At 61.8% G+C, this 10,472-nt stretch carries 13 protein-coding genes and 1 pseudogene; 4 read left to right on the top strand and 10 right to left on the bottom strand.

What is annotated here, in order from left to right; translation table 11 throughout:
• The 4 genes and pseudogenes from HMPREF0372_RS20095 to HMPREF0372_RS19715 all read left to right on the top strand — a co-directional run.
• Positions 1-233 (top strand): annotated as a pseudogene (locus HMPREF0372_RS20095) (N-acetylmuramoyl-L-alanine amidase); the annotation flags it as partial.
• A gap of 1 nt (position 234) precedes the next feature.
• The gene (locus HMPREF0372_RS10225) at positions 235-714 is read left to right on the top strand and encodes a phage holin family protein (protein WP_039997204.1); all 480 of its coding nucleotides are present in this window, start codon (positions 235-237) and stop codon (positions 712-714) included.
• The gene (locus HMPREF0372_RS20365) at positions 701-1,030 is read left to right on the top strand and encodes a hypothetical protein (protein ID WP_207635683.1); all 330 of its coding nucleotides are present in this window, start codon (positions 701-703) and stop codon (positions 1,028-1,030) included. Before HMPREF0372_RS10225 ends, HMPREF0372_RS20365 begins: the two co-directional genes overlap by 14 nt.
• 550 nt (positions 1,031-1,580) lie before the next feature.
• Positions 1,581-1,769 (top strand): toxin-antitoxin system HicB family antitoxin, encoded by a 189-nt coding sequence (locus tag HMPREF0372_RS19715; protein WP_007491877.1) that lies wholly within the window; start codon positions 1,581-1,583, stop codon positions 1,767-1,769.
• 30 nt (positions 1,770-1,799) lie between these two features.
• Here the strand turns inward: HMPREF0372_RS19715 and HMPREF0372_RS10220 are convergent, their stop codons facing one another.
• The 10 genes from HMPREF0372_RS10220 to HMPREF0372_RS10180 all read right to left on the bottom strand — a co-directional run bounded on the left by HMPREF0372_RS10220 (position 1,800) and on the right by HMPREF0372_RS10180 (position 10,331).
• On the bottom strand, positions 1,800-2,678 hold the full coding sequence (locus HMPREF0372_RS10220; protein ID WP_007491875.1) for a LysM peptidoglycan-binding domain-containing protein: 879 nt from the start codon (positions 2,676-2,678) through the stop codon (positions 1,800-1,802).
• Positions 2,679-2,687: 9 nt separating this feature from the next.
• A complete protein-coding gene (locus HMPREF0372_RS10215; protein ID WP_009256798.1) occupies positions 2,688-3,428 on the bottom strand; it encodes an N-acetylmuramoyl-L-alanine amidase in 741 nt (246 codons plus the stop codon).
• A gap of 118 nt (positions 3,429-3,546) precedes the next feature.
• Positions 3,547-5,310: a phosphoenolpyruvate carboxykinase (GTP) gene (locus HMPREF0372_RS10210; RefSeq protein ID WP_007491872.1), complete on the bottom strand. Its 1,764-nt coding sequence runs from the start codon at positions 5,308-5,310 to the stop codon at positions 3,547-3,549.
• A 119-nt stretch (positions 5,311-5,429) separates the two neighbouring features.
• Positions 5,430-6,290: a 16S rRNA (adenine(1518)-N(6)/adenine(1519)-N(6))-dimethyltransferase RsmA gene (gene rsmA, locus HMPREF0372_RS10205; protein WP_007491870.1), complete on the bottom strand. Its 861-nt coding sequence runs from the start codon at positions 6,288-6,290 to the stop codon at positions 5,430-5,432.
• Positions 6,274-6,936: a GNAT family N-acetyltransferase gene (locus HMPREF0372_RS10200; protein WP_007491869.1), complete on the bottom strand. Its 663-nt coding sequence runs from the start codon at positions 6,934-6,936 to the stop codon at positions 6,274-6,276. Before HMPREF0372_RS10200 ends, rsmA begins: the two co-directional genes overlap by 17 nt.
• Positions 6,937-7,101: 165 nt before the next feature.
• The gene (locus tag HMPREF0372_RS10195) at positions 7,102-7,530 is read right to left on the bottom strand and encodes a DUF3788 domain-containing protein (protein WP_007491866.1); all 429 of its coding nucleotides are present in this window, start codon (positions 7,528-7,530) and stop codon (positions 7,102-7,104) included.
• Positions 7,530-8,756, bottom strand: coding sequence for a zinc ribbon domain-containing protein (locus HMPREF0372_RS10190; protein ID WP_007491864.1), 1,227 nt, complete (start codon positions 8,754-8,756; stop codon positions 7,530-7,532). The genes HMPREF0372_RS10195 and HMPREF0372_RS10190 overlap by 1 nt, the downstream gene beginning before the upstream one ends.
• Positions 8,756-8,881: a GNAT family protein gene (locus HMPREF0372_RS21040; protein ID WP_007491862.1), complete on the bottom strand. Its 126-nt coding sequence runs from the start codon at positions 8,879-8,881 to the stop codon at positions 8,756-8,758. Before HMPREF0372_RS21040 ends, HMPREF0372_RS10190 begins: the two co-directional genes overlap by 1 nt.
• Positions 8,878-9,387 (bottom strand): GNAT family N-acetyltransferase, encoded by a 510-nt coding sequence (locus tag HMPREF0372_RS10185; RefSeq protein WP_007491860.1) that lies wholly within the window; start codon positions 9,385-9,387, stop codon positions 8,878-8,880. The genes HMPREF0372_RS21040 and HMPREF0372_RS10185 overlap by 4 nt, the downstream gene beginning before the upstream one ends.
• 107 nt (positions 9,388-9,494) lie before the next feature.
• Positions 9,495-10,331, bottom strand: coding sequence for a DegV family protein (locus tag HMPREF0372_RS10180; protein ID WP_007491858.1), 837 nt, complete (start codon positions 10,329-10,331; stop codon positions 9,495-9,497).
• Positions 10,332-10,472: the final 141 nt, after the last annotated feature.

Below are 10,472 nucleotides of genomic sequence, written 5' to 3'. Positions count from 1 at the left end.
ACGGCAAGGACTGTCCCAAGACCATCCGGGCCACAGCCGGGGCCTGGGAGGCGTTCCTAGCCCTCTGCCAGGGCGGGGCGGCGGATGTGTCCGACTTGGACACCGACGTGGACACGCTGGCAGAGGCGGGCATCATCAACAGCCCGGACTACTGGCGGGCCGGGGACTACTCCGCCGCCAACGTCCAGGCGCTCATCGGCAAGATGGCCGACTATGTACGGGAGGACGAGTGACATGGAGCACATCAACGGGATTAAGGGTACCATCGCGGCCGTGCTGGGTTGCCTGACCGCCCTGTGGGGCTGGTTTGGCTGGCTGGTGGTGGCCTGGGTGATCTGTATGCTGCTGGATTACGCTACCGGCACCGCCGCCGCTGTGCGGGCGGGGAAGTGGTCGTCCAAGGTGGCCAGGGACGGCCTGTGGCACAAGCTGGGGGCCGTGGTGGCCGTCCTGGTAGCCGCTATCCTGGACGGAGTAATTGGTTTGATCCTCGCCAACATTCCGGCACTGGAGCTGCCCTTCGACTACACGGTGTTCCTCACCGTGCTGGTGCTCGTCTGGTACATCATGACAGAGCTGGGCTCCCTCGTGGAGAACGCCGGAGCCCTCGGCGCGCCTGTACCCGCCTGGCTCCGAAAGGCCATCGCCGCCCTGGAGTCCACTGTGGACGGCGCGGGGGACAAGCTGGGCGGCGACCAGCATGAAGAAAAATAAATTGCCAAGCGATTGGAAATATGAATGCCCCCGGGGCCTGCGGGCCTCGGGGGCGCTGTGCTTATTTGCTGGTATGATCAAAATCATCGGGAAAGAGTTCTCCGCGTGTACTGCCCAGGCCGAACTCGTGGTGAATCCGCGCTTGGGCCTCCGGGGTGAGCTCGCGCCATACATGTTCCCGGCCGTCACAGACCAGGAGAAAATCGGCTTCCCAATAGTTTGTCATGGTGTGCTCCCTTCTGCCCTCGTCACCTCCGGGGCGGGTGTTTGTTTATTCGTCATCCTGCGGGTCTTGATCCTAGATTTGAGCTATTAGATCGGCCCGGATACGTTTCCACATTTCCCGGCTGCTGCTGCCCTCGTCAAAGCTCAGCATTACCGATGTAAGAGCGGTTCTGATGCGGCACATATCCGCACGGCTCATGGTTACGGTTCTCATTTCCTGATTTAACATCTCGTGTTTCCTCCTTGATTCCTCTGCCTTACGCTGTTATAATCAAGGTGGCCGGGGTAAGGCTCCCGGCTCACCTTTTCGGTGTGTGGGGCGGTGGCTTTGTGAGGGTCAGCCGCCCCACTTTTTACTCATTCATGATGCGCTTGACGCTTTCCCGGAGCTCTTCCAGCGTGTCGCACTTCTCAATGAGTTCGAGGATTGCCTTTAGCAATGCCTCTGTCACGTTCATTTCGTCCATTCACCTCACTCCTTTCTGTAAGAGATTTTGCATCCCTGCCTTACGAGCATAGTATAATACATGCATGCATGTATTTCAAGAGGTATTCCGCACAAACATGTATGCATGAATTTGTGCAGATTATACATGGATGCATGAACCGAAATGTGATATAGTAAAGCCGAGGTGATGTAAGTGGCTACGAAAGCGCATTTGGAAGGGAATAAACGGTACCTGGAAAAGCTGGATCACATCACGATCCGTGTGCAGGGAGGCACAAAGGAGAAAATAAAGGCCCGCGCCCAGCAGGAGGGCATGAGCCTGAACGCCTATATCGTGGGGCTGATCGAAAAAGATATGGGGGAAGAAAAAGCGGGTACCTGACTATGGCACCCGCTTTTTCTTGAAAAATTATCACATATAACTTATTTGGCTATAAGTATAGCCCCACTCATAGGTCATAAGGAGTACCTGATTAACTGCCGCACCGATGGCGGCGAAGTCGTGGCCCTCATACAGTGTTCCAGGCTGATCGGCGGCAATTTTGGGGGCCAAGGCGGCGATAACCGGATAGCCCAGGGGATTGAGCCGCTCTGTGAGGCGGCCCAGAAATGCGGCATAGGCCCCCGCATCCTCGGCGTAGACATATTCAAAATCCACATCCAGCCCCCGGTAGCCCTTTTGCACCAGCATGGCCTCCAGATTGTCAACCAGCGTATCCTGTACCGCAGGCTGAGTGAGGGCCAAGTGGGCCAGCTCATTGGAGAAGCCGCCCTCTTCGGTCAGGGTGGACAGGTGCATCAGAGGAGCGGCTCCACCTTGGCGGGCTGCGGCGAGCAGGGCCTCGTCGTCCAACTCCACCAGCGTGCCGTCAGGGGTAAAGCCATAGGTAAAGGGGGTCAGATAGGTGAGATAAGGGACGGTGGATTGGAGCAGCGCCGGGTCGATAAAGGGATAGGCGTAGCCGTTGACGGAGAGGGTGGCCTCCGGCGTGCTGTCGTAGGCGAGCACCAGGGTCTGGCCAGGATAGATCTCCGGGATACCGCCGAGTATGGGATTGTTGCGGTAGAGCTGGCGCAGTGGGAGCTGATAGGCCGCGGCGATGGAGGCCAGGGTTTCTCCGGGATGGACCGTGTGGGTCTGGGTTGGAAATTGAACCACCAACGCCTGCCCTACAGCCAGACGGGAGGAGGTTTCCAGGCCATTGTCCAAGATGAGCTGGGACATGGGAATGCCGTACTCCAGGGCAATGGAGTAGACAGTATCGCCGGGTTTGACTACGTGGATGAGCATGGCAGTACCTCAGAGCAGGGTGATGAAATCCGCGTTGGCCCAACCCACCACGCTGTCAAAGCGCACCACATACCAGTTTTGCCACTGGTTGAGGACGGTGAGCCGCGCCCCATCATAGGCCCTGGCCAGGACAGGAGAAGAGGTGTCCGGCTTATCCCGGATATTGAGATAGCCCCAGGAGACATCCACTACGGCAGGACGCGAGGGGCGAGGCTCCAGGAAGGGCACGCCGAAGTATTCGGTCAGGGAGAGCACGATGTTGCGGGCCACGGCCTCCAGATTGTTTTTAATCCACGCAGCATCGTCCGCGTTGTCGTGGTAGCCCAGCTCAAGAAAGACGGAGGGAGCGCGGACACGGCGTACCTCTCCGACGGAGGTAGTGGGCTCCGCCCGTACCCGGTTGGGCAGTGGATAGAGGGTTTTCAGCCCGTCCGCCACCAATGTGGCCGCCCGCTGCCCCTGGACAGAGCCGGGATAGTAGAACACCAGAATTCCACGGATCTGACCGTACTGCCCCTCCGGGGCGGCATTGGAGTGGAGGGCCAGGTGCAGGTCGTAGTTGCCAGCGTTAGAGGCACGGATGGACGAGGCGGCAGTCATGTCGGGGGTGTTGCGGGAGTAACGGATACCGGATGCGGTGAGATAGGGCTCCATGGCGTCGGCCAGGCGGTTCATCCACTCCTCTTCGGTGCCCCCGTTGACATACAGGTTGTTCTCCTGGGTGGAGGGGGAGAGATAGATGATGGGCATAGGGATACCTCCTTTTTGCTCCATCCTATGCACGGAGATGCCGGAGGGTCATTGCGGAGATAAAAGCAGGACCCGCCGTGCTGGCACGGCGGGCCCTGCTTATTCCCATCGGCTCGATTCAGTTGAGCCGGGCATCCAGGACATCCAGCTCCTCCGAGAGCTGGCGGGGCAGCTTGTCGCCGAACTTCTGGTAGAACTCCCGGATGCCCTTGACCTCGTCCCGCCAGAGGGCGGTGTCCACGCCCAGCAGGCCCCTGAGGGTGTCCAGCTCCACGCCGGAGTCCTCCAGATCGATGTCCTCGGGCCGGGGCTCCCAGCCAATGGGGGTCTCCACCGCCTCGACCTCACCGAAGCAGCGCTTCAAGATCCACTCCAGCACCCGCAGGTTGTCCCCGAAGCCGGGCCAGAGGAAGTTCCCGTCGTCGTCGGTGCGGAACCAGTTGACGTTGAAGATCTTGGGGGCCTTGTCTCCCAGCTTCTCCCCCATGTCCAGCCAGTGCTGCCAGTAGTCGCCCATGTGATAGCCGCAGAAGGGGAGCATGGCCATGGGGTCCCGGCGTACCACACCCACCGCGCCGGCAGCGGCGGCGGTGGTTTCCGAGGCCATGATGGAGCCCACAAATACCCCGTGGGTCCAGTCCCGGGACTGATAGACCAGGGGGGCGGTCCTGGCTCGGCGGCCGCCGAAGACGATGGCGGAGATGGGCACGCCTCGGGGGCTCTCAAACTCGGGGGAGATGCAGGGGCAGTTCTTGGCCGGAGCGGTGAAGCGGGAGTTGGGGTGCGCCCCCTTCTCCGAAGAGGTCTTGCCGTTCCAGGGGCGGCCCTGCCAGTCCACCGCGTGCTCCGGGGGATTCTTGTCCAGACCCTCCCACCACACGGTGTTGTCGTCCAGGTTGTGAACTACATTGGTGAAGATGGTGTCCTGTCGGGTGGTGGCCAGGGCGTTGGGGTTGGACTTGACATTGGTGCCGGGGGCCACGCCGAAGAAGCCGTACTCCGGGTTCATGGCCCACAGCCGGCCGTCCTCGCCGATGCGCAGCCAGGCGATGTCGTCCCCCACACACCAGACCTTCCAGCCCGCCTTCTGGTAGTGCTCCGGGGGGATGAGCATGGCCAGGTTGGTCTTGCCGCAGGCGGAGGGGAAGGCGGCGGCCAGGTAGCGCACCTCCCCCTGGGGGTTCTCCACGCCCAAAATCAGCATGTGCTCCGCCATCCAGCCCTGCTGGCGGCCCAGGTGGGAGGCGATGCGTAGGGCGAAGCACTTCTTGCCCAGCAGCACGTTGCCGCCGTAGCCGGAGTTGACGCTCATGATGGTGTTGTCCTCGGGGAAGTGGACGATGTAGCGGTTCTCGGGGTCAATGTCCGCCTTGGCGTGGAGGCCCTTGACAAAGTCGTCCCCCATCACGTCGGCCACGGCCCGGCCCACCCGGGTCATGATGGCCATGTTGAGCACCACATAGATGGAGTCGGTCAGCTCGATGCCGTACTTGGCGAAGGGGGAGCCCACCACGCCCATGGAGTAGGGGATCACATACATGGTGCGGCCCTTCATGGCGCCGGTGTAAAGCTTTTTCAGCTTGGCGTACATCTCCTGGGGGTCCATCCAGTGGTTGGTGGGGCCGGCGTCCTCCTGCTTTTTGCAGCAGATGAAGGTGCGGTCCTCCACCCGGGCCACGTCGTTTACCGCTGTGCGGTGGAGGTAGCAGCCTGGGAGCTTCTCCTCATTCAGCTTCTCAATCTCCCCGCTGGCGCAGGCCTGCTTCCGCAGCTCCTCTAGCTGGGCCTCGCTGCCGTCAATCCAAACGAGCTGGTCCGGCTGGGTCATGGCCGCCATCTCGTCAATCCATGCTAGTACCGCGCGGTTGCTTGTCAATGCCATGAAAGTGTCCCCCTTTTGTGATGTAATGCAGAAAATTCTGTTAGCTGTATTGTAAAAGAAACGGGCGGTTTTTGCAAGTCCTTTTCGTCGGATTTGCAAAAACTGCCCGGTATACTGGCTCAGAGACGGTTCTGGAGGGCGGAGGCCAGAGTGGCAAATTCAGGGATACCCAGCCGCTCGCCCCGGATATCGGCGGGCAGTCCGGCGGCCTCGATGGCCCCCCGCAGCGCGTCTTTGGACAGGCGGCTGCCGAAGGCGGAGGAGAGGCCGTTGAGGAGCGTCTTGCGCCGCTGGGCGAAGGAGGCTCTGACCACCTGGAAGAAAAAGCTGTCGTCCACCAGATTCTGAGGAGGGGCGGAGCGGGGGACGAGCCGGATTACCGCCGAAGTGACCTTGGGGGCGGGGAGGAAGCACTCCGGCCCCACCTCAAAGAGCAGTTCCGGCTGGGTGTGATACTGGCAGAACACAGAGAACGCCCCATAATCGCTGGAACCGGGGGCGGCGCAGATGCGCAGGGCCACCTCCCGCTGAATCATCACCGTGATGGAGGCGAAGCACCCGGCCTCAATGAGGGCGGTGAGTACCGGTGTGGTGATGTTATAGGGGAGGTTGGCACAGGCAATCGCTGTAAGGCCAGAAAACTTGTCAGACACAAGAGCGGCCAGATCCAGCTTCATGGCGTCCCCCGGCACCACCTCGGCGTTGGGGTAGGGGGCCAGCGTCTCGGCCAGAATGGGATAGAGGGTGCGGTCCAGCTCAATGGCCGCTACCTTGGCCGCCCGCCGGGCCAGCTGCACCGTCAAAGGGCCGATGCCAGGGCCGATCTCCAGCACGCCGGTATCCGGGCCTGCGCCGGAGGCCTCCGCGATGTCCCTGGGTACCCATCCCTCAATGAGAAAGTTCTGGCCCATGCTTTTGGAGAAGCGGAAGCCGTGGCGGCCCAGCAGGGCGCGGATGTCCTTTTCATTGCATAAATCCATTGGGAATCACCTCGTGTCCCAGGGAGCACATCACCTGGAATTCCTGTTGAAAATCTGTAATGGCTTTTTCCTTTACGAGGAAAAGGGCGTCAAAAGCGTCCAGCGCGGCCGCGTCGGGGGCATAGGCAAAGCCCTCGCGGAAGCGCCCGGCGGCGTTTGCCAGGGAGCCGGGGGCCAGCTCCACTGCCTGGAGGCCGGGCAGGTACTGGCCGTTCTCCAGGGAGATGCCCCAGCGCTCTCCGCACCAGAAGCCGTAGCGGCCGTAGTGCCGGGGATCGCCCAGAATCACCACGGCCTGTTCCCCCAGGGCCTGGGCCTGCCGCAGGGCATGGCACACCAGGGCGCGGGCCAGTCCTTTTCCCTGAAAGGAGGGGAGGACGGCCAGGGGACCGAAGGTGACGGTGTCCAGATACCCGCCTGCCTCCAGCTCGATGGAGCTGGAGGCGCAGGCGATCTGCCCGGCCAGGACGCCGTCCGCCTCGCATACGAAGGTCAGCTCCGGGCGGAAGGCGGGGGACTGACGGAGCAGATGGAGATAGTAGTGCTCGTCGCAGCCGGGCTTGTAGACGTTCCAAAAGGCCTCCCGCACCAGCGTTTCCGCGGCGCGGCGGTCGGCGGGGGCCTCGTGGCGAAGGGTCAGTGACATAGTGAATACCTCAAGCAGCAGATTTTGTTCGTATACCAGGAAGCATGAGCGGAATGGTATAATTGTGATATGTTTTCCGGCTGCCCCGCAAGGGGCGGCAAAACGGCTGAAATGCAAGCGTAAGAGCCGCTTTCCCGCTATTATACCATAAAAAACAGGGACAGGCTATGCCTGTCCCTGTTTTTTCAGCGGGCGCTTCAACATCAGCAGGGTCTTGATGTCTTCCACAACCTCCGGGGAGTCCACCTCCAGGGACAGCCACCGCCCGGAGCCCATGGGCTTGACCGCCTGCCAGCAGGCCTGGGTATACTCCGAGAGGGTGGGGAGAAGGGCCTCCGCCTGGGCCGGGGCCACCACCAGGCAGGCGAAGGCGCCGGAGGCGGGGTAGAGGGTACACAGGGCCTTGCCGCCGGAGCGGTACTTGACGTTCCAGCCCCGCCCCATGGAACAGCTGCTGTAGCTGTAAATACGGGAAAGGGAATAGGCTTCACAGATCCAGCGGTTCAATGGTTCCCACAGCGGATGGGATACATAGGCGGAGAGCTGCTCCGCTGTGGGCTCCTCCGGCCCGGGATAGATGGCGTTCCAGTCCATTAGTTGCGCCACCGGAGCAGACTGGGGAAGAACTGGGCCATCTGCGCCCGGGCCTGCTCGGGGGTCAGCTCGGGGTTGGCCCGCACCATCATGGGAGTGCAGAAGTCGATCATCTCCTCCATGGTCATCTCTCCGGTAAAGGCTCCCTCCTGATAACAGTATTTGCAGTAGTGCTCGCTGGGCGTGCCGCCCCGCTCCGTGCCGCGGAGGGCCGGGGCGTCGATGGGCATGCCGCAGGATTGACAAAAGGTGTGATTCATGTGAGATTCCTCCTGTGATTGAGATGGCTCCATCCTATCACAGTTATCCTGACACCCCGTGTCATGGTTTCCGTGATGCGCCGCCATTTTTCCCGCCAGCAGCGCCAGCCGTTTCCGCAGGCGCTCCGGTTCCAATACCTCCACCCCCAGGCCGAAGGAGAGCAGATAGCCATAGAGCCACGGATCCTCCGGGAAGCTTACCGACACCACAAGGCTGCCGTCCGCCCCGCGGGTGACGCAGCCCTCGTCGAATTCGTCGTAGACCCGGTAGGCAAGGGCGGGGGAGAAGCGCAGGCGGACAGGCACGCAGAAGCCCTCCGGCGGCTCTCCAGCCTCGATGGGCGGGGGAGAGAGGGGGCGCTGAAAGGGGGCGCCCGGCTCCGGCTCCAGCATCCGGGTGAGCTTGAAGGTGCGGTAGGCCGCCCGCTCCAGGCAGAATCCCTGGAGGTACCAGTCCCGGCCCTTGAAGACCAGCCGGGCGGGGAGGACGCTGCGGCGGGTGGTCTGGCCGGAGGCGCCCACATAGGTGAAGGACAGGACGCGGCGGGACAGAATGGCCTCCTTGAGCTGGACGAATTTGGCGTTGTCGGCCCCGGCGCTCCCCCATCGGGACAGCTCCACCTGAAGCCAGTCCGGTTCCTGGCGCCGGAACAGGGCGGACAGCTTGGACAGGGTCCCCGCCGTCCCCTGACCGGCGTCCCCGGGCAGGCTCCGCAGAGCGGTGAGCAGCAGCTGCTGTTCTTCCTCGGTGAAAGCGGCCCGGTGGAGGGTATAGCCCTCCAGCAGGGACACCCCGCCGCCCTTGCCCGGCGTGCTGTATACCGGCACCCCGGCCGCCGACAGTGCGTCGATATCCCGGTAGATGGTGCGCACCGATACCTCGAAGTGCTCCGCCAGCTGCGGCGCGGTCATGCGGCCCCGCTCCAGCAGGAGACAGAGCAGCTCAAACAATCTGCCCTGGGACATCAGCGATTTCCCAGCCGGGCCATCACTAGCATGTCCACGTAGTCCCCCGCTTTCACGGCGGCCTCCCGTTTGCGGCCCTCCGTCTCAAAGCCGAAGCGCTGGTACAGGCGGATGGCGTAGGTCATGGTGCGGTCACCCCCGGACGAATGCGGGCCATCTTGTACTCGTCCACATAGCGGCCGTTCCGCACCGTGGTCATGCGCAGCAGGCCCTCCTGTTCAAAGCCCAGCTTCTCATAGAGATGGATGGCCCGCTCGTTGTCGGCGTAGACCTCCAGCTCCACCCGCACCAGCATGAGCCAGTTGTCCGCCAGATCCAGCAGTGTTTCCATGAGGGCGGTGCCCACCCCTTTGTTCTGGTAATCGGTATGGACATAGAGTCCCACGCTGCTCGCGTGGCGCATCCGGGGATTGGAGCAGACCGTGAGCCCGGCGCAGCCGATGACCGTGCCATCGTCCAGAACGGCCACAAAGTTGTGGTCGTCGGGCCCTAGCCCGGCGATAAACGCCTTGCTGTCGGCGGTGCGGTAGGAGGGGAGACCCAGGGTATTCTCGAACACGCCCGGCATGCGGCGCAGGGCTGCGGCCCCCTCCGCGTCCTCCGGCCCGATGGGGCGGATGGTGTAGTTCATAAAAGCACCTCCCGAAACTATTTTTGCCATGATAGCACAGGCAGGGGCAAAAAACAACCGCCCAGAGGAAATTTCCTCCGGGCGGTTACGGAATGGCTTGATCGAAATCAATAGGCCACGACGATGCCGCCGTCGTTGGCATAGACGGTGCTGATGCCGCCGGTATCGCTGATGAGGATCTCCCCAAAGCGGCACTGCTTCATGACCAGCTCCTTGACGTGGAAAGCCCGCTCCAGACAGTTGCAGTGAACGATGGACAGCCGGCGCCCCTCGTGCTTGGGATCCGCCGCCATCAGGGACACCATCTTGGACAGGGCCTGCTTGATAGACATGGCCTGGCCCTTTTTGCAGATCTCCCCCTCAGGGGTGGCGCCCATGAGCAGCTTGATGTGCAGGGTGCTAGTAACCAGGGACTGCACCCTGGTGAGCCGGCCGTTTTTCCGCAGATTGTCCAGGGTTTCCAGCACAAAGTAGGTCTCCATCTCATTGATGTAGCGGGAGACCTGGCTGACCACTGTGGTGAAATCCATACCCGACTGGGCCAGCTCCTGGATTTTCAGGGCCACCAGAACCTCGCCCGCCGAGGCGGAGCAGGAGTTGAAGATGTGCACATTGGAGTTGGGGTGATCCTCCAGCCAGAGATTCCGGGCCTGGGCCGCCGAATTGTGGGAGCCGGAGAGCAGGGCAGAGAGGGTGACCACATACAGGTCGTCGGCGCCGCAGTCGAAGGCCTCCAGATATTGAATGGGGGAGGGGCAGGAGGACTGGGGGGCCGTGGCGCTCTCCTTCATCCGCCAGAGCAGGTCGCCCTGGTCAAAGGAGGCGTCGTCCACCACGACGTGCTCTCCCACCCGGATGGTCAGCGGGACGCTGACAAAGCAGTCCTCACGGAGCTGGGCAGGGGTCAGATCGCAGCAGCTGTCGACAATGATCTTAAAACTCATAGCTGGAACCCTCTTATATCATAATGGAAATTAGATTACGACTGTGCAGTCATTGTAGCACGGGCGGGCGGAAAAGTAAAGGGGAAACCTGTAAACAAATGATTGCGTTTGTAGGACTACAATACATATTGGACATCTGAA

This window comes from Flavonifractor plautii ATCC 29863 (assembly GCF_000239295.1).
GTDB lineage: Bacteria > Bacillota > Clostridia > Oscillospirales > Oscillospiraceae > Flavonifractor > Flavonifractor plautii.
This window is presented reverse-complemented; position numbering and strand designations above follow the sequence as displayed.

Coding starts and splice junctions, on each gene's coding strand:
- HMPREF0372_RS10215 (WP_009256798.1), bottom strand. CDS start 3,428: ATGCCCATCATCTATCTCTCCCCCTCCACCCAGGAGAACAACCTGTAT.
- HMPREF0372_RS10180 (WP_007491858.1), bottom strand. CDS start 10,331: ATGAGTTTTAAGATCATTGTCGACAGCTGCTGCGATCTGACCCCTGCC.
- HMPREF0372_RS10225 (WP_039997204.1), top strand. CDS start 235: ATGGAGCACATCAACGGGATTAAGGGTACCATCGCGGCCGTGCTGGGT.
- HMPREF0372_RS10210 (WP_007491872.1), bottom strand. CDS start 5,310: ATGGCATTGACAAGCAACCGCGCGGTACTAGCATGGATTGACGAGATG.
- HMPREF0372_RS10185 (WP_007491860.1), bottom strand. CDS start 9,387: ATGAACTACACCATCCGCCCCATCGGGCCGGAGGACGCGGAGGGGGCC.
- HMPREF0372_RS10200 (WP_007491869.1), bottom strand. CDS start 6,936: ATGTCACTGACCCTTCGCCACGAGGCCCCCGCCGACCGCCGCGCCGCG.
- HMPREF0372_RS20365 (WP_207635683.1), top strand. CDS start 701: ATGAAGAAAAATAAATTGCCAAGCGATTGGAAATATGAATGCCCCCGG.
- rsmA (WP_007491870.1), bottom strand. CDS start 6,290: ATGGATTTATGCAATGAAAAGGACATCCGCGCCCTGCTGGGCCGCCAC.
- HMPREF0372_RS10190 (WP_007491864.1), bottom strand. CDS start 8,756: ATGTCCCAGGGCAGATTGTTTGAGCTGCTCTGTCTCCTGCTGGAGCGG.
- HMPREF0372_RS10220 (WP_007491875.1), bottom strand. CDS start 2,678: ATGCTCATCCACGTAGTCAAACCCGGCGATACTGTCTACTCCATTGCC.
- HMPREF0372_RS10195 (WP_007491866.1), bottom strand. CDS start 7,530: ATGGACTGGAACGCCATCTATCCCGGGCCGGAGGAGCCCACAGCGGAG.
- HMPREF0372_RS21040 (WP_007491862.1), bottom strand. CDS start 8,881: ATGACCTACGCCATCCGCCTGTACCAGCGCTTCGGCTTTGAGACGGAG.